This window comes from Candidatus Nucleicultrix amoebiphila FS5 (assembly GCF_002117145.1).
GTDB classification, from domain to species: Bacteria; Pseudomonadota; Alphaproteobacteria; order Caedimonadales; family Nucleicultricaceae; genus Nucleicultrix; species Nucleicultrix amoebiphila.
Genome location: NZ_CP008743.1, coordinates 750,113 through 776,098 on the forward strand (window position 1 = coordinate 750,113; position 25,986 = coordinate 776,098).

General features: G+C 40.3%; 27 protein-coding genes. 9 read left to right on the forward strand and 18 right to left on the reverse strand.

All coding sequences use genetic code 11. The features are described 5' to 3' along the window. Position 1 precedes the first annotated feature (1 nt). Together GQ61_RS03630 and GQ61_RS03635 are read left to right on the forward strand one after the other, a co-directional pair. On the forward strand, positions 2-1,399 hold the full coding sequence (locus tag GQ61_RS03630) for an NAD(P)H-dependent flavin oxidoreductase (protein WP_085784012.1): 1,398 nt from the start codon (positions 2-4) through the stop codon (positions 1,397-1,399). Between the two features lie 12 nt (positions 1,400-1,411). Beyond that, positions 1,412-1,951, forward strand: a complete 540-nt coding sequence (locus GQ61_RS03635; RefSeq protein WP_085784013.1) for a peroxiredoxin — start codon at positions 1,412-1,414, stop codon at positions 1,949-1,951. Between the two features lie 120 nt (positions 1,952-2,071). Here GQ61_RS03635 and GQ61_RS03640 read toward each other — a convergent pair whose 3' ends face one another. From GQ61_RS03640 to GQ61_RS03685, 10 genes are all read right to left on the reverse strand, one after another. Continuing rightward, positions 2,072-3,277: a hypothetical protein gene (locus GQ61_RS03640; protein ID WP_085784014.1), complete on the reverse strand. Its 1,206-nt coding sequence runs from the start codon at positions 3,275-3,277 to the stop codon at positions 2,072-2,074. Between the two features lie 92 nt (positions 3,278-3,369). Further along, positions 3,370-3,711 (reverse strand): ferredoxin FdxA, encoded by a 342-nt coding sequence (gene fdxA / locus GQ61_RS03645; RefSeq protein ID WP_085784015.1) that lies wholly within the window; start codon positions 3,709-3,711, stop codon positions 3,370-3,372. A 10-nt stretch (positions 3,712-3,721) separates the two neighbouring features. Continuing rightward, complete coding sequence (locus tag GQ61_RS03650; RefSeq protein ID WP_085784016.1) at positions 3,722-4,711, reverse strand: beta-ketoacyl-ACP synthase III; 990 nt, start codon at positions 4,709-4,711, stop codon at positions 3,722-3,724. 9 nt (positions 4,712-4,720) lie between these two features. After that, the gene (plsX, locus tag GQ61_RS03655) at positions 4,721-5,794 is read right to left on the reverse strand and encodes a phosphate acyltransferase PlsX (RefSeq protein WP_085784017.1); all 1,074 of its coding nucleotides are present in this window, start codon (positions 5,792-5,794) and stop codon (positions 4,721-4,723) included. Between the two features lie 37 nt (positions 5,795-5,831). Beyond that, positions 5,832-6,017: a 50S ribosomal protein L32 gene (gene rpmF / locus GQ61_RS03660; RefSeq protein WP_085784018.1), complete on the reverse strand. Its 186-nt coding sequence runs from the start codon at positions 6,015-6,017 to the stop codon at positions 5,832-5,834. Positions 6,018-6,194: 177 nt separating this feature from the next. After that, positions 6,195-6,986 (reverse strand): NAD kinase, encoded by a 792-nt coding sequence (locus GQ61_RS03665; protein ID WP_085784019.1) that lies wholly within the window; start codon positions 6,984-6,986, stop codon positions 6,195-6,197. After that, positions 6,965-7,897, reverse strand: coding sequence for a zinc ABC transporter substrate-binding protein (locus GQ61_RS03670; RefSeq protein WP_198157405.1), 933 nt, complete (start codon positions 7,895-7,897; stop codon positions 6,965-6,967). The genes GQ61_RS03665 and GQ61_RS03670 overlap by 22 nt, the downstream gene beginning before the upstream one ends. Next, on the reverse strand, positions 7,872-9,146 hold the full coding sequence (gene tyrS / locus GQ61_RS03675; protein WP_085784021.1) for a tyrosine--tRNA ligase: 1,275 nt from the start codon (positions 9,144-9,146) through the stop codon (positions 7,872-7,874). The genes GQ61_RS03670 and tyrS overlap by 26 nt, the downstream gene beginning before the upstream one ends. A 57-nt stretch (positions 9,147-9,203) precedes the next feature. Beyond that, the gene (locus GQ61_RS03680; RefSeq protein WP_198157406.1) at positions 9,204-10,352 is read right to left on the reverse strand and encodes a branched-chain amino acid transport system II carrier protein; all 1,149 of its coding nucleotides are present in this window, start codon (positions 10,350-10,352) and stop codon (positions 9,204-9,206) included. A gap of 287 nt (positions 10,353-10,639) precedes the next feature. Further along, positions 10,640-11,581: a hypothetical protein gene (locus GQ61_RS03685; protein WP_085784023.1), complete on the reverse strand. Its 942-nt coding sequence runs from the start codon at positions 11,579-11,581 to the stop codon at positions 10,640-10,642. Between the two features lie 232 nt (positions 11,582-11,813). Between GQ61_RS03685 and GQ61_RS03690 the strand changes: the two genes are divergently transcribed. Continuing rightward, entirely contained in the window at positions 11,814-12,266 is a 453-nt protein-coding gene (locus GQ61_RS03690) for a hypothetical protein (RefSeq protein ID WP_085784024.1), read from the forward strand. 778 nt (positions 12,267-13,044) lie between these two features. On the opposite strand, the gene GQ61_RS03695 is transcribed toward GQ61_RS03690, so the two are convergent. From GQ61_RS03695 to GQ61_RS03705, 3 genes are all read right to left on the reverse strand, one after another. Beyond that, a complete protein-coding gene (locus GQ61_RS03695; RefSeq protein ID WP_085784025.1) occupies positions 13,045-13,992 on the reverse strand; it encodes a glucosaminidase domain-containing protein in 948 nt (315 codons plus the stop codon). A gap of 33 nt (positions 13,993-14,025) precedes the next feature. Beyond that, positions 14,026-14,583, reverse strand: coding sequence for a NifU family protein (locus GQ61_RS03700; RefSeq protein ID WP_085784026.1), 558 nt, complete (start codon positions 14,581-14,583; stop codon positions 14,026-14,028). 327 nt (positions 14,584-14,910) lie between these two features. Then, entirely contained in the window at positions 14,911-15,372 is a 462-nt protein-coding gene (locus GQ61_RS03705) for an RpiB/LacA/LacB family sugar-phosphate isomerase (protein ID WP_085784027.1), read from the reverse strand. 180 nt (positions 15,373-15,552) lie between these two features. Here GQ61_RS03705 and GQ61_RS03710 point away from each other — a divergent pair, with 180 nt between their 5' ends. Next, entirely contained in the window at positions 15,553-16,503 is a 951-nt protein-coding gene (locus tag GQ61_RS03710; RefSeq protein WP_085784028.1) for an ABC transporter substrate-binding protein, read from the forward strand. Between the two features lie 38 nt (positions 16,504-16,541). Here the strand turns inward: GQ61_RS03710 and ychF are convergent, their stop codons facing one another. Genes ychF through GQ61_RS03725 form a run of 3 tightly spaced genes read right to left on the reverse strand, consistent with a single transcriptional unit; the run spans position 16,542 to position 18,893 of the window. Beyond that, positions 16,542-17,642 (reverse strand): redox-regulated ATPase YchF, encoded by a 1,101-nt coding sequence (ychF, locus tag GQ61_RS03715; RefSeq protein ID WP_085784029.1) that lies wholly within the window; start codon positions 17,640-17,642, stop codon positions 16,542-16,544. A 20-nt stretch (positions 17,643-17,662) separates the two neighbouring features. Beyond that, positions 17,663-18,226 (reverse strand): aminoacyl-tRNA hydrolase, encoded by a 564-nt coding sequence (gene pth, locus GQ61_RS03720; protein ID WP_085784030.1) that lies wholly within the window; start codon positions 18,224-18,226, stop codon positions 17,663-17,665. Between the two features lie 16 nt (positions 18,227-18,242). Next, positions 18,243-18,893, reverse strand: a complete 651-nt coding sequence (locus tag GQ61_RS03725) for a 50S ribosomal protein L25/general stress protein Ctc (RefSeq protein WP_085784031.1) — start codon at positions 18,891-18,893, stop codon at positions 18,243-18,245. 369 nt (positions 18,894-19,262) lie between these two features. On the opposite strand from GQ61_RS03725, the gene GQ61_RS03730 reads away from it, so the two are divergent. Further along, entirely contained in the window at positions 19,263-20,510 is a 1,248-nt protein-coding gene (locus GQ61_RS03730; RefSeq protein WP_085784032.1) for an MFS transporter, read from the forward strand. On the opposite strand, the gene GQ61_RS03735 is transcribed toward GQ61_RS03730, so the two are convergent. Continuing rightward, complete coding sequence (locus GQ61_RS03735) at positions 20,507-21,439, reverse strand: ribose-phosphate pyrophosphokinase (RefSeq protein ID WP_085784033.1); 933 nt, start codon at positions 21,437-21,439, stop codon at positions 20,507-20,509. The two genes, GQ61_RS03730 and GQ61_RS03735, sit on opposite strands and share 4 nt — an antisense overlap. A gap of 104 nt (positions 21,440-21,543) precedes the next feature. Between GQ61_RS03735 and GQ61_RS03740 the strand changes: the two genes are divergently transcribed. The 4 genes from GQ61_RS03740 to GQ61_RS03755 all read left to right on the forward strand — a co-directional run bounded on the left by GQ61_RS03740 (position 21,544) and on the right by GQ61_RS03755 (position 25,337). Further along, a complete protein-coding gene (locus tag GQ61_RS03740) occupies positions 21,544-22,338 on the forward strand; it encodes an ABC transporter substrate-binding protein (protein ID WP_085784034.1) in 795 nt (264 codons plus the stop codon). Then, entirely contained in the window at positions 22,335-23,000 is a 666-nt protein-coding gene (locus GQ61_RS03745) for an amino acid ABC transporter permease (RefSeq protein ID WP_085784035.1), read from the forward strand. The genes GQ61_RS03740 and GQ61_RS03745 overlap by 4 nt, the downstream gene beginning before the upstream one ends. Continuing rightward, positions 22,987-23,709 (forward strand): amino acid ABC transporter ATP-binding protein, encoded by a 723-nt coding sequence (locus GQ61_RS03750; RefSeq protein WP_085784036.1) that lies wholly within the window; start codon positions 22,987-22,989, stop codon positions 23,707-23,709. Before GQ61_RS03745 ends, GQ61_RS03750 begins: the two co-directional genes overlap by 14 nt. A gap of 86 nt (positions 23,710-23,795) precedes the next feature. Then, the gene (locus tag GQ61_RS03755; protein WP_085784037.1) at positions 23,796-25,337 is read left to right on the forward strand and encodes a hypothetical protein; all 1,542 of its coding nucleotides are present in this window, start codon (positions 23,796-23,798) and stop codon (positions 25,335-25,337) included. Here the strand turns inward: GQ61_RS03755 and hpf are convergent. After that, positions 25,334-25,903 (reverse strand): ribosome hibernation-promoting factor, HPF/YfiA family, encoded by a 570-nt coding sequence (gene hpf, locus GQ61_RS03760; RefSeq protein WP_085784038.1) that lies wholly within the window; start codon positions 25,901-25,903, stop codon positions 25,334-25,336. The two genes, GQ61_RS03755 and hpf, sit on opposite strands and share 4 nt — an antisense overlap. Positions 25,904-25,986: the final 83 nt, after the last annotated feature.

Here is a 25,986-nt window from a genome sequence, read left to right on the forward strand (position 1 = left end):
TTTGAAAAGTCTTAATCCTATCTTGCTATCGGGCAAGGAAGCACTTCCCTTGGTTGAAGGGGGAAAGGGTATTTCTATTTCCAATGGCGAGAGTTCTGGAGCATGGGCAGCGACAGGAGGTGTTGGTACCTTCTCAGCTGTAAATGCCGACGCTCACGATGAAAATGGCAAAGTTATTCCTGTTGTCTACAACGGTCGTACGCGCCGCGAACGTCACGATGAACTTTTGAACTACGCTATTCAAGGTGGCATCACACAAGCACGTATAGCCCATGAACGTAGCAACGGCATGGGAAGAATCCACGTCAATGTTCTCTGGGAAATGGGGGCTTGCGAACAAATTCTCAAAGGTGTCTTAGAAGGCGCTAAAGGTCTTGTTCATGGAGTAACCTGCGGAGCAGGCATGCCCTATCGTATCGCCGAAATTGCCGCACAATATGGCGTTTATTATTACCCCATCGTCTCGTCTGCTCGTGCCTTTAGAGCTCTATGGAAAAGAGCATACCATAAATTCCCTGAATGGCTTGGAGGGGTTGTTTACGAGGATCCGTGGCGCGCAGGTGGTCACAATGGTTTAAGCAACAGTGAAGATCCTCAAAAACCTGAAGATCCATATCCACGTGTTTTAGCACTCCGTGAGGAGATGAAAAACTATGGATTACACACGATCCCGATCATTATGGCTGGTGGTGTTTGGTGGCTCAAAGAATGGGAAAATTGGATTGATAATCCTGAGCTAGGTCCCATTGCTTTCCAATTGGGAACTCGTCCCTTAATCACTCAAGAGAGTCCGATTTCTACTGAATGGAAGCGCAAGCTATTGACGCTAAAGGATGGAGATGTTCTTCTTAATAAGTTCAGCCCCACAGGCTTTTATTCATCGGCTGTTAAAAATGAATTTCTCCATGAACTGACGGAGAGGTCTCATAGGCAAGTAGCCTACACGACCGCGGAAATCGGAGAACATCGTACCATCTTGTCTGTGGGAGTACGAAATCGACAAGTCTATCTAACAGAGTTCGACTATCAAAAAGCCAAGATGTGGATTAAAGAAGGGTTTACCGAGATTCTTCGTACACCTGATTCTACACTTATTTTTGTAACTCCTGAAAAAGCCAATGAAATCCTGCGCGACCAAATTAACTGTATGGGGTGTTTAAGTGCTTGTATGTTTAGTAATTGGCAACAACATGAACCTTACTCTACAGGTAAAAAAGCAGATCCTCGGTCATTTTGTATCCAAAAGACGCTCCAAGAAATTTCCCACGGCGGAAATGTTGAGAACCAGCTAATGTTCGCAGGTCACAACGCTTTTCGCTTTGCACAAGACCCATTTTACGATAATGGTTTTATTCCAACAGTTCGACAATTAGTCGATCGTCTTTTGACCGGTGAATAGAGGAGAAGAACAATGTTAACAGTCGGTAGTAAATTTCCAGCATTTCAACTGAAAGCAGTTGTCGATAACGATCTTTCCAAAGCATTCGTCAATATCAGTCATGAAACAAATAAAGGTCAATGGAAAATCTATTTCTTCTGGCCTAAGGATTTTACCTTTGTGTGTCCCACGGAGATTTCTGGTTTTGGTCAGCTGAATGCAGAATTTGAAAAAAGAAATGCAAAAGTTTATGGATGCAGCACTGATTCTGAATTCGTTCATTTGGCGTGGCGCAAAGATCATAAAGATCTTAATAACCTCCCTTTTCCTATGCTCTCAGACATTAAACATGAGCTTTGTAAAGAATTAGGCATTCTTCACCCTGTAGAAGGTGTAGCAATGCGTGCCACCTATATTGTGGATCCTCAAGGCATGATTCGTTTCGTAAGTGTCAATGACTTGAGTGTCGGCCGCAATCCAGATGAGATCTTAAGAACACTCGATGCTCTCCAGACGGGGGAGCTTTGTGCGTGCAGCTGGAAAAAAGGCGATGACGTGATTAAAGTTGCTTAAAGAACTTCTATCTTAAACCTATTAAAGGAGAGCTCTTGGCTCTCCTTTTTTATGAATAAAAGCATAAAAAAAGAGGCTCATATGAGCCTCTTTTTAAGAGAGTGCTCTTAAAGCTTAATGTTAGCTCACGCGACCATTACGTTTTAGTGCATTCACTAACTCATCTCGCAGATTCTTCATAATTGACAATAAGCTCACTTCTGCTTCAACTTGCTCGATTTTTCTCTCAAGTTTTCTGGCCTTTTCTACATACATAGATTTTGCAGAAACTTTAGCCTCTTCTGAACTTAGCGGCTCAATCTTAAAGAATTCTTTCTTAACCCCCAAAAGCCCTAACGATTGAAAGCTCTCACCGGTGTTCCCTAGAAAATACAATGGGGCGACTCCTCGAGGATTTTCGGCTTGTTCAAGGGTTTTTAAAACTTTCTTATGATCTTTGTGCAAATCCTCAAACTGATGACGCAAATGCTCTAATTTTCTTTTTCTATGTTTATAAAGAGGGGTAATCGCATGAAGCCATTGTGCTAAAATATCACTTTCTCCCTTAAGATCATCTCCAAATAACGTTGTCACCATCTCTTTCAAGATTTTGACATGATCAACAACAGGAGCAGGGTGTGGAGCACCCATAGCAGCGCCTCCTATTATCGCTTGTTTGTATGGTTGAACAATAGAGTCAACATCTAAAGCAACTTTGAGTGTGTTATCTTCTTCTTTAAAACTAAAGAGGTCTAGATACACAAAGTTACCAGGCGGCAGCATCCCCTGAGGAAAATGAGGAGGAAAATAATTTGGATTGTAAGCTTGCTGTAAGAACTCAAACAAATTTGTAGAAAATCTGATTTTCATAATCTGTTTCAGTTTAAAAACATAGTCCCAATGCCCAAAGACAAACTCAGCGCGTTTAAAGTTCGCTTGCGTATCCTTGATTTGAAGTCTTTCTAACTCTGTGGATTCTTTTTCAACAAAAAGTTGGTTTAAGGCTTTGGAATCTCGCGCAAAATCTACCAATTCCTCAGCTGAAATTTCTTTTTCTAAGAAACCAGAAACAGAAGAAATAGGGTATGTTTTTAAAAATTTTTCATGGGCTTCTCTATACGCAACCGCAGCTTTTTGGTCTTCTAACTTTCCTGCCGCTTCCTTTAAATCATGTAATTTCCCTACATATTTTGCTGTAACATCTCTGACAGTTGAAGAATAAGGATCTTTAAGACCATCATATTCTTGGACTTCTCCTTGAATGAGATTGGAGGCTTGAAGTGTTGCACAGGGGTACAATGCTCCACTCAGTAAAACTGCTGTAATAACAAACTTTAAACACTTCATCTATATACTCCGTTTGTATTTAAGAGAGGCAAAATACCCATTTGACAAATAATATGCAAGAATTAAAAAAGCATAGTACTATGGTTTAAGAATTAAGACTTCTTTTTACCAGGATTTGCTGAGAAAAATTTCTCAAACTTATTGGGGACATCTTTCCACTGATCTGCATCAGGTAGAGGAAGGTCGCTCACACTGATCTTAGGCCACTCTCTAGACATTGTGCGATTAAGCTCCACCCACTTCTCAAGACCCGGTTCGATATCACGCTGAATCGCCTCAATTGGACATTCAGGTTCGCATACACCACAGTCAATGCATTCTTCTGGATTAATAACCACCATGTTTTCCCCCTCATAAAAACAATTGACGGGACAAACTTCTACGCAATCCAAGTATTTGCATTTGATACACTTTTCCGTGACGACGTAGGTCATAAAAAATCTCTTAAAATCGAACCAATGCGGAGCCCCATACTAAACCACCACCGATTGCTTCGTGGAGTATGAGATCCCCTTTTTTCACACGACCTTCAGTGACTGCTTCATAAAAAGCTAAAGGAATAGATGCCGCTGACGTGTTCGCATGTTTGTAAACCGTTTGAATAATTTTTTCCTGAGGAAATGCCAGTCGTTTGGCCACAGCTTCAATGATTCTACTATTTGCTTGATGGGGAATAAACCAATCAATGTCCGCTGACGTCAAACCATTCTTCTTTAAAATGTTCTCTGCAGCATCAGCTAATTTTTCAACAGCGTGACGAAATACTTCTCGACCCTCCATCTGGATCTGACCAACTTTACCAGTGGAGGAAGGTCCTCCATCTGTATGGAGAATGTCACAAAAACGTCCATCAGAGTAAATTTTTGTATCAATCACACCGCGTTCTTCTGGCGTTCTTTCACTCTTTTGTCCTTGCAAAATCCAAGCACCTGCTCCATCACCAAAAAGAACACAAGTACGACGATCATTCATATCAATAATCCGTGACGGCATTTCTGCACCGATTACCAACGCATTCTTGACTTGTCCTGATTGAATAAATTGATCAGCAACTGACACAGCAACCAAAAAACCAGCACACACTGCGGCTACGTCAAAGGCAAACCCTGTTGTGTTACCAATTTTTTCTTGAACACGCGTTGCAGTTGATGGAAAAGTTTTATCTGGAGTTGCCGTACCAACAATAATGAGGTCAAGATCTTCAGCTTTAATACCAGCGTTTTCAAGGGCTATTTTTGCAGCATTTACAGCCAAATCCGAGGTCACCTGGTCATCAGCCGCAAAGTGGCGTTGATGAATCCCTGTACGCTCAACAATCCAATCATGAGAAGTATCCACCATGGTTGTAAGCTCTTCGTTCGTAACGATACGCTCAGGTAAATATCCACCATAACCAATGATGACGGAACGAATATTCTGACTCTTGTTAGTCATGGATTACTCCTATCCTTTGATTGGGGTGGGCTTCTCAATGGCAAGAGAGAGATTTTCCATCTCTTGCACTAAATGTTGTGAGAGCAGAGAAATATCCTTAGCAAGACGCTCATTCACTTTATTTTCAATTAAATGTACAGCAACGTTAATCGCTGAAGAAAATCCATAAGCACTTGTCCCACCATGACTCTTCACCGCAATCCCCTTCAGTCCCAAAAAAGGTGCGCCATTATAGCGATGGGGATCTAAGCGATGTTTAACAGTCGAAAAAGCGCTTTTAGCCAATAGAGCCCCCACTTTAGATAGAAAAGATTTCTGGATTTCTTGCTTTAAAAAGTTGGAGAGTAATTTGGCTGTACCTTCGATAGCCTTCAAGGCTATGTTTCCAGTAAAACCATCCGTCACTACAACATCTGTCTTACCGAAGGCAATATCGTCTCCTTCGATAAAACCATAGAAATTTTCAATCAAGGGGTTGTTTTTAAGAACCAACTGAGCCATCTTTAATTTGTCATGACCTTTCAGCTCTTCGACACCCACATTAAGTAACCCCACAGAAGGCTTTTCGATACCTAAGACATAGCGGGCAAAGAGACTCCCCATAAAAGCGAACTGCACTAAATTCTCAGTTGTAGCTTCCACATTGGCACCCAAATCAAGAACGACACAAAGTCCACGAACAGTCGGCAATAATGCTGCAATCGCTGGACGATCAATTCCTTCTATGGCACGTAATGTTAGTTTTGAAAGAGCCATATAGGCGCCTGTATTACCAGCAGAAACAACTCCTTGAGCTTCACCATCAGCAACCGCTTGTATAGCAAGGCGCATAGAGGATTTTTTTAAGGATCTTAAAGCTGTTGAAACAGTAGTCTCGCTTGTGACCACTTCATCAGTATGTCGAATTTGTGTAATAGCTCTTAATGGATCATCAGACGGAATGAGTTTACTCAACAACTTTTCCTGACCATACAGTAAGAAAGAGATATTGGGGTGCAATTTTTGGGCTTGTCGTAATCCCGCAACCACCATCTGGGGCGCTTGGTCACCTCCCATACCATCAATGGCTAAGGTTATGGACACTTATGAGATCCCCAGGTGGTTAACAAAAAGGACGGCCTTATGCCTCGACCTGAACGGTCATAACTTGACGACCGCGGTAATGTCCACATTTAACACAGACATGATGGGAGAGCTTTCTCTCACCGCAGTTTGGACATTCAGATGCTAAAGCTGGCTTAATTGCATGGTGTGACCGACGCATATCGCGACGAGACTTGGATGTTTTCTTCTTTGGAACTGCCATAGCTTATAACCTCAAAACAATAAAAATTCACTGCTGCATCATTAGCGAAAAAATCAACATGCTGCAACCTTTTTGTATGTCATTGCCACGGATTTATGCAAAATCAATCATTTAAGATTTTAATCAACTTTTAAAAGCAGATATTTTAAATGGCTAAGGGCTTGAGTTATAAAGATTTTAAACCAAAAACTGTTCCCGAATAATGCGTTCTTCTAGAGCATGCTCCACATCAAACAACAACATGAAGTGGGCTGTGGGGTCCTCTCTCACCAAAACGTGCCTCACTGCTGAAACTTCTGTAGGACCTGCAACAGCGCTCACTGGACGTTTTTCCGGTTCTAAAACTTCAAACTCTACTACACTTTTATGAGGTAATAAGGCTCCTCTCCATCGACGTGGACGAAAAGCACTAATCGGAGTTAGAGCCAACAAATTAGCATCTAAGGGAATAATTGGACCATGCGCTGATAGGTTATAGGCTGTACTGCCAGCTGGCGTAGCCACCATCACGCCATCGCAAGTTAGTTCTTGGAGACGCACAATTTTATCAATCGAAATTTTAATCTTAGCTGCTTGATGGGTTTGCCTGAAAAGAGAGACTTCATTAATGGCCAGATCAAGAATTTTTTTACCTTTAACTGTTGTAGCTTCCATTAACAAAGGCGTTAGCGTTACGTTTGTTGCATCTTCAAGGCGCTTAATCAAAGTCTTTGGGCGGTATTTATTCATTAAAAAACCTACACTCCCAAAATTGATGCCATAAATGGGTTTGGGCTGATCCCGAGTTTCATGAAGCGTTCGCAACATAAAGCCGTCTCCTCCTAACACTACGAGAACATCCGCATCCTTTGGTTTTATAAAACGATAAAGCTCTTTCAATTCCTTATAGGCTTTTTGAGCCTCAGGGGATTTATCAGCAATGAGCGCTAGAGATCGTCCTGTTGCAGTTATTTTTTTGATCCGAGACATTCTCTTACCGCTTTTGCTAAATTCTGCATAATCTCAAAGTACCCTTGAGGACTTAGAGGAACATCAACGCCCATATAATCAAGAGTTTTTACATTCACATCTAACTCTTGCCCCAACTGATTCACAATTTTAGCAGAAAACTGCGGTTCTGCAAAAAGACAACGAGCGTTTTGATCATTTATTTTTACACGTATTCTGTGCAAACGACCCAAACTTGGCTGCATCCCAGGATCCAGAGTTAACGCCCCTAGAGCATTTAGCTCAAAAGCTTTTTCAAAATATTGATAACCGTCATGCATTACAAAAAATGGCTTATGAGCAACGTTCTTCAAATCAGTTGTAAGTTTAATTTTAAGATTCTTTAATTCGGTCGTAAGCTTCTCTCTATTGGTACGATAAAGCGATTCATATTCTCCATCAAGGGCTATCAATTTTTCTTCAATGAATTTAACAATGATTATAGCATTATCGATATCTAGCCAAAGATGCGGATCAAATGAGCCGTGGTGATGATCATGAAGATCTGATGGTGAATGGTGCCAATCAGCATCTTCTCTTATAGGATATATCTTTAACCCACTTAAGTTTTGAATGGGAAATGTTGTTTTGTTTAAAGCCCTGAGGGGCTTTTCTAAAACTCCTTCCAAATCTGGACCAATCCAAACAATCAAATCAGCTTGATCTAGGAGTTTTAGATGCTGAGGAGTCAATGAAAAATTATGAGGAGATGTATTGGCTTCGACCAATAATTTTGGTGTTCCACGCCCTTCCATTATTCCTAGAACAAGGTCATACAAAGGAGGAATAGTCACAACAACATTTGGCGCCTCATTTGCAACCAAAGATTGCCATGATCCCAAGAAAAAAAGGACAAGAAATATAAACTTAGCTTTGCAAGATAACCAAGCCATGACGCTTTTTACCTGCAGTAAGTTTAAGTCGACCTTTTTCATCAAAATCATCCAATGTAACTTTATAAAACTCATCACTCACAAGCTGATCATTCAAACGTGCGCCACTTCCTTGTATCAAACGTCGGGTTTCTCCATTGCTCGTGGTAAGACCCATGCTTTTGAAAAGATCTAAAACAGATAGTCCTTGGAAAACTTGATCTTTTGAAACAGTCATAGATGGTAAAGCTGCAAGCATCGCTTCATAATCTTCGCCTCCCGCTTTGACAAACAAACTTTCGGCTGTTTTTCGAGCTTCTTGGACGGCTCCTGTACCATGACAAAGAAGAGTTGCAGCATCAGCGAGTACTTTCTTCGCTTCATTAATCTCTGCACCTTCAAGGCTTTCAAGTCGTTTAATTTCATCTAAGGAAATTTCTGTATAGAGCCTTAAAAATCTACCCACATCTTGATCAGCAGTATTCCGCCAAAACTGCCAATAATCATAACTGGACAACATATCCTCATTAAGCCAAATTGCTCCCCGAGCAGTCTTGCCCATCTTTGCGCCATCAGATGTCGTAATAAGAGGTGTTGTCATGCCGTAAACATCTTTTTGATCTACACGTCTTACCAAATCAACACCACTCACTATGTTTCCCCACTGATCTGCTCCACCAAACTGTAGAACACATTCATAACGACGATTAAGCTCGAGAAAATCATAGGCTTGAAGTACCATATAGTTAAATTCAAGAAAGCTTAAGTTTTGCTCTCGTTCCAATCGCATACGAATACTATCAAAAGTCAGCATCCGATTAACAGAAAAATGCCGTCCATAATCTCTCAAGAAATCCAGATAATTTAATTGCAAAAGCCAATCAGCGTTATTCACGAGAATAGCTTCTGAAGCACCTTCTCCGAACTTCAGATATTTTTTAAAAATCTTTCCTATGCTGGCACTATTGTTCGCAATATCATCAACACTTAAAAGCTTGCGCATCTCATCTTTACCTGAAGGATCACCAGCACGTGTGGTTCCCCCTCCTATCAAAACAAGAGGTTTATGCCCATATTTTTGCAGCATACGCAGCAACATAATTTGCATAAGGTTTCCTACATGAAGACTAGTAGCCGTGGCATCAAATCCTAAATAGGCAACAAGTGGTTTTTGAGTTAAGCGGTGATCAAGGCCTTCCAGATCCGTGGCTTGGTGTAGAAAACCACGATTTTGACATTCTAGAAGAAATTCAGATTTTAGAGTAGCCATAAACGTCCCTTTGATTGCTATGTATTGTCCTAAAGAGACGCTCTGACACAGGAATTGTCAAGATAAAATGGTTGGGGAAATCTGTGGTTGTTTTTTCAGTCGTCTCTTCCACCCCCACAGAAAAAGATTCAGCAGGGTAAGGCCAATGAGCCCAGGATACATCAATTTTAAAATAGGACTCAGAAAATTAGCTATCCCTTGGAATCCAAAGGTTGAAACTATAAAGGTCATGAGCATGGTAGCCCCCAAACAGACAGTCCTTGGGATTTTTTTCACTAAAACTTGCTCAAATAGAAAATCAGTAAAAACTGTAGCAAGAGCTATGGCCGTCGTTAAACAAGACAGTATAATAGCAATGGAAACAAAAATTCCCGCATACTCTCCTAAAGTCAGATGAGCAATCACACTCAGGAATTTTTCTGAAGAATATTGATTGAGCTGTTCTGCATAAGTTGCACCGAGAAACACCAATCCCGCATAAACAATGGCTAAAAGCCCTGCTCCCAAGAGCATTGAAAAGAGCGATAATTTAAAAAAGCCACGCGGGTTATCAGATTTTTGACTTGCATTTTTTAGATGACGAATAATCACAGTCGCGAAAAAGAAAGCAGCCAAAAGATCCATCGTTTGATATCCTTTAAAAATGCCCTCCTCGAATGCTGTATAGGTTGAGATATTTGTCAGTTTTGGTGCTTCTGAAAACAGCAAACCATAAGCAATAATAATGCCCACCGAGCCAATTTTAATCGGCGCCAAAAAAGCACCTAATAGGGGAACGACGCGATTTTCATTAAAGGATAACAAAAAAACGACAGAGCACATAATAAAACTAAACATAGGTAAATTGAGAGACTTTGAAATCATAGCAAAGCTACCAAATGATACCGTAATACACCGCGGCACAACACCAAATGGTCCTAATAAAACTAACATGATAAGAGCCATTAAAAACCCAATTTTAAGGCCAAAAGTACTAAGGAATTTTTTGTAACTCCCTTCATAAAGAAGTACCCCCAAAAGACCTAAGAATGGCATGGCAACGCCTGTCAACACAAAGCCAAGCATGGTTAGACCATAAGCGCTTTCAACAACCTTACCTGCCAAGAGAGGAAACACCAAGTTACCCGAACCAAAAAACATGGCGAACATAGCAAAGCCTGTAGACATAACTAGCGCAAAAGCCCTCATGTCATTACTCAATAGCATTTTAAATCTCTTTAACATCATCCACCTTTGATGAATATTGAACGCCCAGATTTATCTTCTGGGAGAAATGAATACAACAATAAGTTTTAAAAAGAACAGATATAGGACAGCTTTAGCTGCCCACGACGACGCGGACTTGAGTGGATGTGAAAAAGATTTTTTGATCAATAGGTTTCATAAAGGATAATATAAAGACGCTTGATAATGACTGCAAGTGATAAAAAAAACTGACACCTAATTTTCAAAATTAAGTGTCAGCACAAGATTAATAGTCAGGTGTTAGCCTTTTATCCTCCGAGTAATGGATTAGATTTCTGGCGCATTGCTTCTAGTTCTCTTTGTCTCTTAGCTTTAGATGACTCCCACTGCACAACTTCCTGAGTAGCTTTCTTTACAACGTCAACAACCTGCTGTTCTGTCTGAGCATTTTGAATATTTTGTGTCAGTTTTTCTACAGTTGGCAGTTCACCTTGCGAAACACCCTCTCCACCTTCAACAGACTTATTAAGATTTTTCAAGGCCTCACTCAACTGTTGAGATGCACTCAAAAGATCCTGTTTTGTTTGTGTCGTAATTTCTGGCATTGTGGTCGCTGGAACAGAGATGGCTTGACCCTCAACTGTTACTTTTCCAGCCCCACCAAGACTTATTCTTCTGTTAACAGGCTTTAATTTTGGTCCTTCTTGCAGAACTTTTTTCAGTTCTTCCATAAAGGCTGCTCCCTTTTTCAACTCTTCTGGTTTAACCATAGGCGCAGCTTGTGTGGGACGTGCAGGAGCTTTGGGTTTAACTGTCCCGTCCTGACATTTCTTTTCAGCTACTTCTTTTAATTTTCCTCTCAATTGCTCAAGAGGGGGGGTGCAAGCTAATGCGATTGCATCGGGTTTTCCGAGATCAATAGCCTTTTCAAAATAAGTACCCACATCTTCAACGCCGCCCCATGTCTTAGCCGCTTTTGATCCGCACTGCCCTTTTTCAAATTTGTCACGATAGACGTTATCATGGGTCGTGCAAACGATCTTGGCAATGGCAGCACCATCTTTTGTTGCACAGTTTTGATGATTTTTACGAAGCGCACGACCATCAGCACAAGCTTCACTTTGACCATATTTTTTAATCTCATCAACAATCTGTAAAACCCATGGATGCGGTTTATCAGCGGCGATTGAATAACTGGTTCCGGCAACCCAAAAACCAAAGATTAAGGCTAATAAATGTTTGTTTTTCATAACTTAGCGCTCCCTTCATTATTATTTTTAGCTTAAAACAGCATTACTTAAAAATTTACTAAAATCCTTGCATCATCCTAATTTGCATTCGTCTCAAACAGAAGATAGATCATAACATTGAATTTTAATTGTTCAATATCTCTTTATTTCTTCCTATTAACTATCTTTTCACAAAATTCATGATAAAACTAAAAAAAGATGGGCCTCGTACAAATTATTGTGGAGAATTCACATGTTCACTTTAAAATATTTATTTTCTTTCCTATCGTTTACAATGATAACGAACACATTATATGCTGATGTTACTTGTCCTGTGTTGAATGGGTTAGAGATAAAAACTCTTGTGGTTGACGGAAAACCCATTGTAAAAGAAAAGAACAGTTGGGTGTTTTACCCAAATCACATCTTTAGCCCCTCTCACATTTATCCAAAAATGACTGATCCAATTACAAAGCGAATCATCACGCCGAGCATGTCCATTAATGATGTAAGCATGTCAGAAACTTTACTCGCACATCAGTCATTAATGAGCGATAAGTTTCCACCTTATCGTGAAGGCAAAATGATTATTCAACCAGACGTTATAAAGAAAGGGTTTTTCTCGAAGAAAAAATATATCTGTGCCTATCCTATTTGGAACGAAACACGTACAGCCGGCGTTGAAGTTGCGATAGGTACAAAATAAGCAAGATGGACTGCCGCGGCCAAGGGGCCTCGCAGAGACGTGGTTTGGTTACCAATAAACACGCTGAATTGCCGCGGTTCTGAAAGAATCGGCGCGATGACGGCCTATAGAAGTGCGTCATCACGAGCGCAGCGACGTGATCCAGCACAACAAGCAAGATGGACTGCCGCGGCCAAGGGGCCTCGCAGGGGCGTGGTTTGGTTACCAATAAGCACGCTGAATCGCCCCGCGGTTCTGAAAGAATCGCGTGATGACATTTTCTGACGATGTTTTTTTATTGTTCTTCTTGGGTGATAACCCTTTCACTCCCCCATCGCCTGGGTGGCTCAGGACGCTGAGGGAGGAAAGAGCATGATCCGTTTTTCAAAGGGAGAGCCTTCTCAATTTCTCTTCCTTCGAAGCTCTTTCCCCGGGGAAAAATTCTTTTAACACTCTAAAAATCTTCTTAAAAGGTCCTGGGCCGGCGGACAACTAACCCTCTTCCTTTTAAAAGATCGTTTACTGTGTGGTCTTAAGATCTTAATGACCTATTACTTCTTTCACGTATCCTTACGCCCATCCCTCTTGTTGGGGGAGAGAGGCAAGCGTAAATGTTATTCTGCAGAACAAACATAAGGGTATTTATACGCCTAAAGGGCAAAAAGGACCAAGAAAAAAGATTAAAAAAAATGCACACGACCTCTGAAAACCCTTATGAACAAAGGCGCTTGCAGAGACAAAATCTTGGAAAAAGAAAATAAAAAAATTTGCCCTTGGGCTTTTTTATGACTCGCTGTTATTAGCTAGCGCGAACCAATTGAGCTTGGTCGAACTGGCGCAGATCATGGGTTTTAATAATGCTTTTCACACGACCCACATAAAGATTCCCCAATTCCGAGTAGCGAATTAATGTTTCAGCTAATTTAAAACTGCAAAGGTCTTCTCCTTTTGCTCTTAATTCAGCCCTCACCAGACGCATTTTCTTATAAGCCTCATTAGAGTTCAAATTTAAAATGTACCCTTCCACAGAGGCTTGGAGAGACTCATAGTACTTTACTTTATCGGAAATTGTCATCCCGAAAGCTGAGTTTTTTTGTAAAGCAGCAAAGGAATTCCCCCACCCTGTCTCAATAATAGCCTGACTCAAAGCCAAAGAAGTTGGAATAATATCCACGCGCTTTAAAAGCTCTGACACAATTGTCTCTGCTTTCTCAGCATCCTTCATTTTGTAACGAGATGCTAACGTCAAAACCCAAAATTTGTCTTCATTGGAAAGATCTTGATTGCGTTCAATTTTTACTTCTATGGTGCGCAAACGACGGCGATCATTTAAGATTTTTTCATTCTCTGCCAGAATCATCGGCAGCAAAGCCTGCACAAACATTTGTTTTCGATCTTCTAGGGAGCGTATGGTTTTAAGATCTCGAGGCAAAGTTGCAAGGAAAATTCGCGGAACTTCTGTCACATTCACATGTTCTTCAAAGGGCTTAAAATCATGATTTTCAAAGAGGGCTTTCATTTCGTTGACATTCTCTACCACAACACTTTCAAAGGACTGTTGAGCGGATCCCTCGTTGCTCTCTTGAAATAAACTAATCAGCATTGGATTAAAACGCTTCACTTCTGTACGGAGCGTCACTGAATGATTAAAAAACACACACCAATACAGGGCGAAAATCATTACTCCCACAGTGGAGAGAATCAGATAACGACTCCAAAGTTGATATGAACGAGATATCTTCTTCATTCGACCCTCTTTCAAACTAAATTCAAACTCTAATTATTGAACTGCCCGAACTTCGACAACTTCGGGAATATAATGTTTCAACATGTTTTCAATACCAGCTTTTAAGGTAGCCGATGATGAAGGACAGCCGGAACACGCGCCTTGCATGCGCAGATACAAAATACCATCAACAAACTTATCAAAAATAATATCGCCGCCATCCATAGCAACGGCAGGACGTACTTTACTATCAAGAAGATTTTTAATTTCCGCCACAATTTCTGAGTCCGGAACAACCATAACGTCTTCATTCTCTTCTGACGCTTGATTAATCACCACCTGATCATGGGTCAAAAAGTATTCCATGATCGCCCCTAATAGAGACGGTTTCAGGACCATCCAATCAAAATTTTCTGCACGGGTAATGGTAATAAAGTCAGCTCCATAAAAAACGCCTGTAACTCCTTGAATGCCAAAAAGGTTTTTGGCCAAAAGTGATTTCTCCGCTGCTTCCACATCGGGAAAGTCTGCTGTCCCCTTTGCCATGACTTCTCGGCCGGGAAGAAATTTTAAGGTTAGTGGATTTGGTGTTTCTTCTGTCTGAATAAACATTGGTCCTCTTTCCTGAGTTACACTAAAAAATACACTTTGCTCGTTTATTCAAAAAGAAAACCAATGTCAACCATTCTTTTTAAGATCCTTAACAGATAACAAAAAATTAAAGTAAATTTTTACAAAATAATGCGGACAAAGGCGTAGGGAATTTTAACTGTGAATAATTCCAATAATGACAAGGCTTTTCACTTTTATTTATTTTATACTTTATAATTACTTTATTGTGATGTTTTTATGCTTTTGTTTTACGAGAACAAAAAGAAAAGGCTTAGGTTAAAAGGCGAGTAACCCTTACAAAAACGCTCCTCAAAACTTAAAAAATACTTAACAGGCCCTTTTATTCGTGGACTCGATTTCTTTAATGCGTTCAATTTGCTGAAGATTCCAATCATCTTCGCTATAGGGAGTAGAAAACCATGCTTCCAAAATTTCCCTTGCCACAGGCTTTGAAATGAGTCGCAAACTGAGGACAAGAACATTCGCATGATTCCAAGTTCTCGCTCCCTTCGCTGTTTCTGCATCTGCACAAAGGGCAGCACGCACATTCGGTATTTTATTGGCAGCAATGCAAGCTCCAGTACCAGTCCAGCAAAAAAGGATCCCCTCATCAGCTTTTCCTTCGGAAACAGCTTGCGCCAATTGAGCGCTTACGAGCGGCCAATCCACTTCTTTGGGCTGCTCTTTAAGAGCACCAAATGTCACCACTTCATGGCCACGCTTTGCAATTTCTTCGATTATATAATGCGTAAGCGACGTTTTTTCATCACTGCCAATTGCTATTCTCATGCTTTTCCCTCTTGAAATAACTCTTCTAAACACGATACTGTTTATTGTGACACTTTATAAAGAAGGAGTAAATCATGACAACTTATTATTCAGATCGTTTCTTTCGATTTAGCAGCCGATTTAGCAAGACCTCAATGGTTACAAGCCTTTGGATTAATTTATTAAATTGGATGACAGCTTATGAAACACTCAAACCGAAAGACTCTCAAAACCCTTAAATCTTTAATCATATCTCTTACGACCCTTTTCTTAATATCTTGCAACAAACCCACCCCTAAAAACACCATCGCCATCCTTCAAATTGTTGAGCATCAAGCACTTGATGAAGTGCGTTATCATTTCCTAGAAACTCTTTCAAAACACGGTCTTATACAAGGTGAAAACCTGAAAGTTATTTATCGTAATGCCCAGGGAAATAGTGCTATTAATCAACAAATGACAAAAGATGTCCTGGCGGCCAATCCAGACTTAATTTTGACCATTAGTACCCCTTCAGCACAAGCAGCAGTCAACGCGACAAAGAATCTCAATATCCCTATCGTCTTCGCAGCTGTCACAGATCCTGTAGGTGCCCATTTAATTAAAAACCTAAAGGCTCCTGAAGGCAACGTTACGGGAATCCTTGATGCTCCTCCCGTAGAAGCACAGTTGGATTATTTGAGAAAAGTAATCCCACATCTCAAAAACCTTGGGTTGCTTTATAATCCAGGAGAAACGAATTCAGTGGCCATGATTAATGCAGCGAAAGTTTGGGCTCAGAAAAATTCTATACATATAGAGGAAGGCGCTATTACGACAACCAACGATATTAAAGCCGTCACTGACATGATCTTGCCTAAAATTGATGCTATTTATGTTCCTTTAGACAACACAATCGTTTCGGCTATGACCAGTCTTTCGGATTTAGCGACACATGCTAGAAAACCAGTATTTGCCGCCGATAGCGGCTCCGTTAAAAATGGCGCTGTTGCAGCTCTCAGCTATAGTTATGAAGATGTAGGAATTGAAGCAGGAACTATGGCCTTAAAAATACTTGAGGGAACCCCTATCAAAGATTTGCCTGCTCATACACCTAAAAACTTGAAAGTCTTCATTAATAAGGAAAAATGGCAAACCTTAAAGCTGCCTTAACTCTTCAAAAGGGACCGTCTTAAGAAAAAGGCGGTCCTTTAAACGTTAAAACGAAAATGGAAAACGTCACCATCTTTTACACGATAGTCTTTGCCTTCTTGACGAAGCTTCCCTGCTGTTTTAGCGCCTTGCTCTCCTTTATATTGAACAAAGTCTTCAAAACTTATGGTCTCAGCACAAATAAAGCCACGTTCAAAATCGCTGTGAATAACACCCGCCGCTTCTGGAGCAAAAGCGCCTTGACGTACAGTCCAAGCGCGTGCTTCCTTCGGTCCAGCTGTAAAAAAAGTAATGAGATCTAAAAGCCCGTAGCCTGCTCTTATGATTTGAGACAATCCTGTTTCTTCTAAACCCAAGCTTTTCAAAAAATCTTTCTTTTCTTCTTCAGAAGATAGTAATGAAATTTCAGATTCAATGGCCGCAGAGATAATGACCACAGGAGCATTTTCGCTTTTCGCAAATGCCACAACTTTTTCAGTATGAGCATTACCTGTTTTAGCTTCATCTTCTGCTACATTACAAACATAAAGAATAGGTTTTTGAGTAATCAACCCTAACTGTTTAAAGATGATTTTTTCTTCATCCTTTAATTCCACAGCTCTCGCTGGCTTGCCATCTTTGAGAACATCGTAAGCACGTTCCAGCAAATTTAAAGCCACCACTGCTTCCTTATCGCCGCTGCGTACTTTTTTAGCCAGAGCTTGTTGACGACGCTCAATACTCTCAAGATCAGCAATCATCAATTCTGTGTTAATAATTTCAGCATCCCGTAATGGATCAACGGGGCCCTCAACATGAATGATATCATCATTTTCAAAGCAACGTAGAACATGTAAAATAGCATCTACTTCTCTAATATGACCTAAAAATTGATTGCCCAGTCCTTCTCCTTTACTGGCGCCACGGACCAACCCTGCAATATCAACAAATTCTAAAAAAGTTGGAAGCTCAACAGCTGATCCAGCCGTTTGAGCAATAAGTTTTAAACGAGGATCGGGCACTGCAACACGACCCGAATTAGGATCGATTGTGCAAAAAGGATAGTTGGCTGCTTGGGCAGAAGCGGTTGCCGTTAACGCATTAAACAGGGTGGATTTTCCAACGTTGGGTAATCCCACAATTCCACAATTAAACCCCATGAGTCCTCATCTTCGTTCGTTTATTTTAATCTTTGTGGCACAAGGCTCATAAATTTACTGAAATTACCTTCCACCAACAGCCCAAACTCGTCAACAATAGCCTCTATCAAAGGCTTTAACCACATATAATCAGCTTTAGAAAAGTCACTTAAAACATACGGAGAAACAAAATCTCTCACCCCTGGATGCCCAATGCCAATACGCAACCGCCAATAGTCATTCCCTAAATGAGCATCTAAGCTTTTCAAACCATTATGCCCCCCATGACCACCCCCCTGCTTCATACGAATTTTACCAGGATCTAGGTCAAGATCGTCATGAATGACAACAATCTCATGAAGGGGTATTTTATAAAAATTAGCTAACTCAGAAACAGCCGTGCCAGAAAGATTCATATAGGACAAAGGTTTAAAAAGATAAACTTTCTTTCCCTGAAAAGTTCCCTCTTGCACGATACCTTTAAATTTTGTCTTCGGCACTGAAAACTTGTGGGTCTGGGCCAAGGCGTCCACAACCATAAAACCTATATTGTGCCGGTTATTGTGGTATTGTTCGCCTGGATTCCCTAACCCCACGAAGAGCATATTCTAGAAAACCCGATTACTCGGATTTGCTCTTATCTCCCTCTGCAGGAGCAGCAGTAGCTGCACCTTCTACAGGTGCAGCTTCAGTTTCAGCTTTTTGAATCGTTGGAGCCACGATTGTTGCAATGGTATTATCGCGATCCTTATGCGCAACACTAATGCCAGCAGGCAAATTCAAAGATTCAACGTGAATACCATGACCAATTTCAACACCCGTTAAGTCCACGGTCAAATGATCAGGAATATGATCGGCAGGACAAACTAATTCCAGGTTGTGGAGAACGATATTCAAAACGCCACCGCGCTTTAAGCCTGGAGATTTATCTTCATTGATAAAGGTTACAGGCACAGCCACATTCACCTTGCTATCTTTACCAACTCTTAAAAAATCAATGTGAATTGGTCTATCCGTAACTGGATGCAACTGAACCTCACGTGCTAGCCCTCGCTCGCTTACATTACCTATCTTTAAATCAAAAATATGCGTAAAGAACCCAGCATCATTTAAGCCTTTAACAACGTCACGCTCGTCAATTGCGAAGTTGACATTGTCCTTACCGGCCCCATAAATAACTCCTGGGACTAAACCTTGACGGCGCAAGGCTTGTGAACCTCCACGTCCAATGTTTTCCCGAGACTGAACACGCATTGTTGCTGTTGTCGTCATTGCTTTTCTCCTTAAAAAAACCTTTGCTCATCCATTAAATCGTTGGGACAAATTTTGCAACCTATTTTTGATTAATAAGACAATAATTACGCATTTTAAACCAATTTAGACCATTCCATTGACAGTGATCGTTTAGTTTTAACCTATAGACCTTGATTAACAGACTGATGACATGAAAGGGCCTCTGCTTCGATAAAACCGACTTTTCCAATTGACTTTTCTGTGTCTGCTTCCTATTTTAAAATTATGAATTTAAAAATGTTCAGAATCATTATTTCTCAGATTATTATCGGCCCTCGGCGCCGATAAACCTTTCTTTTTTCAAAAAATATCGTATATCTCTCATTAAATTAAGAAACAGGATTTTGTATGTCTTCTGTCCGTTTAAAAGCGCTTCCATGGCTTATGTGGTCTTTACCTCTCGCCTTTTTCGCTTATCAATTCATTTTACGTCTCTGGCCTAGTCTTTTAATGCAACAAATTATGGAGCAATTTTCCATTGAAGCCACGGCTTTCGGGTTCCTGTCAGCCATGTATTATTTTGGCTATGCGAGTATGCAAATTCCTGTGGCTATATTACTCGATCGTTATGGAGCCAAACTCATTATTGCTCTCTGTGCAATCCTATGCGGACTCTCAATCTTCCTCTTTACTTTTACGAACCAATGGGGACTTGCTCTTTTAGGTCGTTTCTTGATTGGCGCTGCTTCTGCTGTTGGGTTTTTAGGGGTATCTAAGGCCGTTTCTTTATGGTTTCCCTTAAATCGTTATTCTACCATGATTGGGCTAACATTCACTTTTGGACTTTTAGGAGCGCTCTATGGAGGCAAGCCCGTCAATTATATGATTGATACCTTGGGCTGGCAAAAAGTCGCTAGCATTATTGCTTTATTTGGTATTGCGTTAGGTTGCTTTATCTTTATTTTTTTAAAAAACCCACCAACTGCTAAAATCCACAAAAATAAAATCACGCTGAAAGATTTACAAAAAACTCTAAAATCTCCAGCTCTCATTTGGCTCGCTGTCGCTAACTTATTAATGGTGGGCTCCTTAGAAGGCTTTGCCGATGTTTGGGGAATTAACTATCTTATATCTGCTTATAAACTTGAGAAAAGTCAGGCAGCCGGCTTGGTTTCGTTCATATTTATAGGTATGTTATTTGGAGGCCCCCTCCTCGCTTTCTTAAGTACACATTGGGGTGTGTACAAAGTGATCATTCTATGCAGCCTCGGTATGGCTGGCCTTTTTATCGGAATGCTTCTTGGCACCAGTACAATGAACACCTTTGGATTAAGCGCACTATTTTTTTGTATTGGTATTCTGAGTTGTTACCAAGTCTTAGTTTTTACAGCAGGGTCAAATCTCATGCCTGCAGCTTTACTAGGGGTAACAGTCGCTTTTTTGAATTGCATTAATATGTTAGGAGGATCTTTCTTTCATACGATCATTGGGTTCTTTATGGATCTCTTTTGGAGTGGGGATATGGCGAATGGTGCACGCGTATACACGACACAATCTTATGCTTATTCTTTGTTAACGATTCCCGTCTGCTCAATTTTTGGTGGCAGTATCGTTTATGGAATGCAGAAACTAAAAAGCTCCGCACTCACTACTTAATTAAAAAGACTAGAGACAGATTGTTCGGTCGCAATACGCTGTATAGTATCTCCTAAGAGGGGCGCTAAAGGAAGATATTCAATCTTTTTTGAGCGTTCCTTAGTGTCATGCATATAAATACTATCGGTAATGGACAGCTTGCTTAGAGGTGACGTCTCTATTTTTTTCAGAGCTTCACCCGAAAGCACCCCATGGGAAACGTATGCTTCAACCGTTGTTGCGCCTGCTTCTATAAGAGCACTTGCTGCATTACAAAGTGTTCCTGCAGAATCAACAATATCATCAATCAAAATACAATTGCGTCCAAGCACATCCCCAATCACGTTCATCACCTCTGAAACACCAGCGTGTTCTCTTCTTTTATCGATGATTGCAAGCTCAGCTTCAACACGCTTAGCCACAGAGCGTGCACGCACAACGCCTCCCACATCAGGAGAAACAATCACAAAGGATTTATCCTTAAAACGCTCTTTGATGCTATGACTAAACAATGGAGCGGTAAATAAATTATCAACGGGAATATCAAAAAACCCTTGGATTTGACCTGCATGCAAATCACAAGTAACAACACGATCGGCGCCCGCTTGAGTGATTAAGTTTGCCATGAGTTTTGCTGAAATAGGTGTTCTTGGTCCAGTTTTTCTATCCTGACGCGCATAACCAAAATATGGGACAACAGCCGTGATCCGTCTCGCCGACCCTCGTTTTAACGCATCCAATAAAATCAATAATTCCATCACATGATTATTGGCTGGATAAGAGGTAGATTGAATGACAAACACATCTTCACCACGAACACTCTCATGAATTTCAACACTAATCTCGTGATCTGCAAAGCTTTTGACACTCGCTTTGGTCAATGCTATTCCTAATGTGCTGGCCACATTTTGAGCTAGAGGAAAATTGCTATTGCCGGTGATGAGTTTCATCGTTAGATCTTTAGTTTATATTTGGCTTCTTCTCTTGAAAATTAGCAATGTTTCAAGAAATTGTAAACGTGTTTAACTCATTATACTTAGGGTAGTTATAGCTCATGGTCCTTAGAAAAAATTTTATTTTTGGTTTCTTATTTTGCGCTCTTTTTGGACTCACTGGTTGTGGTGACAGCAGTGACAAAAATAAAATTCGAGAAGTCAAAGGTCTTGAAAAGACTCTTACCATGGTTACGTCAGCTGATAACCCACCCTACGAATATTTTGAAGGAGGGGATGCTGGAAAAATCATTGGCTTTGACATTAATCTCGTTCAAGAAATTGCACAATACCTTGGCATTAAAATTGAAGTTGAAGATCGTGATTTTAATGGCCTTATTTCTTCCGTGCAATCAGGCCGAGCTGATTTAGCCATGGCTTCCTTAACAATTACTCCTGAGCGTGCTCAGAATGTGGATTTCTCAACTTCATACATTCGTAATCAAGTTGCTATTGTTATAAAATCTGAACATCCTGAAATTACTGCCGACAATATCGCGGGGAAGAAAATTGGTGTTCAGCTTGGTACTCCCCATGATGAAGTCCTCCAAAAGCTGGCCCCTAAGGGAGAAGTGAAAATAGTACACCTCAATAAACTTGGAGAATTAATTCAAGAAGTAAGAGCTGATAGGATTGATGGCGTTATGATGGATCTACGACCTGCTATCGCTTATGTTCAGAGAAACAAAGATTTGAAATATGTACACATCAGACAAGGAGATACCGAAACGGGTATTGCCTTTGCAAAGGGATCTCCTTGGGTTGCTAAATTTAATGAAGCTATTGAAGCATTAAAGAAAAATGGCACAATTGATCGTTTGGTTGAAAAATGGCTGCAATCCAAGGATAAGATGTGATTTTCCATTTTGAGCAAATCCGTCCAGACCTTCCCTATATACTTGAAGGTACTTTTGTAACCTTAGAGTATGCAGGATTATCGGCTTTATGTGGCTTTATATTAGGCAATTTTTTAGCTATTTTTAAGATTTCTCAGAATAGATTGCTAAGGGGTTTTGCCTATCTATACACTTCTATTTTTAGAGGTACGCCGCTTTTGGTGCAATTATCCTTAATCTATTACGCCACGCCTGAACTTTTAGGGTATAAAATAAGCGCCTTTCAAGCAGGGATTTTAGCTTTTTCCTTAAACTCAGCTGCCTATGTGTCTGAAACAATTCGCGCCGGCATACAAGCCATCGATCGTGGTCAATTTGAAGCCTCAGCTGCTTTGGGGATTTCTCATTTGACAACTCTTAAGAGTATTATTTTACCTCAAGCCATTAAGAATATTCTTCCGGCCTTGGTTAATGAGAGCATTGATCTTGTAAAAGAATCTGCCCTTGTTTCAGTCATCGGAGAGTTGGATCTTTTGCGGCGGGCAAATATTGTTTCAGCGAAAACGTATCTCTTTTTTGAGCCCCTAATGATTGTAGCCGTTATTTACTATGTCATTGTTATGATTCTAACCTATGTTTCTAAACATATTGAAAAGTGGATGAGACAAAGTGATTCGCATTAAAGATCTTTATAAGTCATTCCATGGACACGAAGTTTTAAAAGGCATCTCTGCGGAGATTAAGAAAGGTGAAGTTGTGGCTATCATTGGCCCCTCTGGCTCTGGAAAATCTACTTTGTTGCGTTGCATAAATCTTTTAGAGCTTCCCACTTCAGGGAACATTTTTTTCAACGACAAAGATATTACAGAAAAGAGCTGTAATTTACAGAAGCTGAGGCAAAAGATTGGCATGGTATTTCAGCATTTTCATCTTTTTCCTCATATGAATGTGTTAGAGAATATTACTTTTGCCCCCATGAAAGTATTGGGTAAATCCAGGAAAGATGCAGAAACTCAGGCTTTAGAATTATTAAGGAAAGTTGGTCTTAAGGATAAAGCGCATGTTTATCCAGTAAAACTTTCAGGCGGACAAAAGCAAAGAGTAGCCATTGCACGTGCTTTAGCTATGGATCCTGAGGTTATTCTTTTTGATGAGCCTACATCATCCCTCGATCCTGAAATGGTGAAAGAAGTCTTAGATGTTATTAAAAATCTTGCAAAAACAAAGATTACTATGGCCATCGTCACTCACGAGATGGGTTTTGCCCGCGAAGTCGCGGACAGCATTTGGTTTCTTGATGAAGGAATCCTATTAGAAGAACAAAGCCCTGTTAAATTTTTCAAATCCCCCATTTCAGAGCGTGCTAGAGAGTTTCTTAAGAAAGTACTTTAAGAGATTACTCCTCTGAAAAATATTGACCCTTTGTAAACAAAGTTATACATCAAGAAAATGCTATCATTTCAATCACGGATGCTTCTATGTTTTTAAAACGTTCTGCCATTCTTACTCTTATTGGATCCCTATTAATAGTTCCCCTTCATGCCTCAAAAATAAGCATTCATGAACTTCTCAATCCTGAGAGCATAGAAGACGCACGTCCAACAGCTGTTCAACCATTATTAGGACTTCCTCCTTTAAATGCAGAACACCGCCCTCCTTCACAACAACCAATGCAGAGACCTATCTTACGCTTCTTCACTGTGAATACCATAATCACTGCTGACCAACTTATTGAACGTATCAATGGATGTACGCATAAAGAAGAAGCTGTTGAAGCCTTAGGTCATCTGGCGACTCATCCCTATTTTCCCCAAAAAAATCAAATATTGGGAAACGTCACTCTTACAATTTTGAGAAAATTCTTTTCTTTAAAGAAACTTGATGTGGAAATATCAGAACAAGAACGGCTAGGATGCATGTTCTTTTTATTAAAACGCTATAAAGAAGCCGAGCACCAATTTGGTTTAACGAGATATTTGTTTGATAGCGATTCCGTCATTGGTAGCTTTGCAGCACAGACTTCCTATTATCATTTTCTCTCAACCCAAAATAAAGAAGATTTAGCACGGAGTTTTTATCGCACGCTTTTTATAGCGCTTTCTATTGAAGAAACCCCTAACAATCGCTGGGCTTTTTTAACTAGATTTAGTCATCTTTTTGCTGACGATAGAGAAGTTACGCACGCACTTTCTTCAGTCACCCAACCCTTATTAATTCATACATATGCACAACCCCTTCCAAGAAGAAATCTTGATCTTTTATTTTTTTTAATGCACTTGGCGAGTCATCCAATTCTGATCGAAGAAGTTGTGTCATCAACCCATTATCTGACAAAAGTTGCCAATCAGTGCTTAGCAGAAGAGTTACGAGAACCTCAAAATTTGGACTTCTTCTACAAATTATTCAGGGAAAATTTCAAAACTCTTTGGTATTTGAAGCAGGAAGCTTTAAGAAGCCTTCCGAACCATATAAGATTTTACTTCATTCAGAAGGTCATCACTTTTTTTGAAGACTATATACAAGCTACCGTCGCACGGTCTCTCTTCAGAACAAATGGCGCTCAATTGGATTCTGATTACTTGAGAAATTCTGTATCCGTGCTCTTGGAGGGCACCACAATTGATGCTAGAGTTATTAACGCACTTATGGAACTTGACAGACACAAAGCCATTAGTTTGATGAATCATGTCAAATTCTTTTCATTCGTTCAACAAGCTGGTGACACGCTTAACGCTGAAATTACTTTAAGACGTATTATCTCGCACCCTCATTATCAAGAAAATGTACATGATACTTTAACCTACTTGGGGTTAGTCGATTGGAATACACGTATAAAACATTTAAGATTTTTTACGCACCAAGATCGTAATGACTTATGGAAACGCTATACTAAAATATTGGCTGCGTTTAATGTCTCAAGCCCATACGATCTAAAAGCACATTCACCTGAACACCAAGACCAGCTGAATTGGTTGATTCAATTTGCTATCCTACACGGTTTCCTTGCTTCCAGACATTAAGCTTTCTGGGGATCGATCCAACCGATATTTCCATCGGAGCGACGATAGACAACATTGATGCCCCCGTGTTTACTGCTGCGAAACACGTAAGTGGATTCATTGGAAAGATCGAGGCGCATTACGGCCTCTTCCACAGATATGGACTCAACTTCGGTCTGCAATTCAGCAATAATTGCAGGCGCTAATTCTTCATCCTGATCATGCTCTGATGGTGGCAAACTATTCAAAACATATTGGGGCACCATTTCAGGACTTATGTGCACATCATGGTGCTTGTAGTGGTCCATTAATTTACGCTTATGGCGTCGCAAACGCTGAACGAGCGTACGGAAAGTATTATCAAAGCTTTGAATAACTTCATCGCCCGTTTCTTGAGCACGGATATAAACACGACCTATTTTCGAAGCAATATCGCAACGATAAAGATGACCAGCCGTTGACACTACCACTGTTGTTTCAACAGGATGGATATTGTAACGCTCCATTAGAGCTTTGAACTCACTATCAATATAATTTTGGAAAGATTCACCGATATCAACTTGACGTCCTGTTACAGTTAATTTCATGTTTGTTGTCCTAATAAAGTTTAAGCCTCAATAATATAATTATACCTCTGATAGGGTTTCTTTGCCAGTAGTGGAAAAAGAAA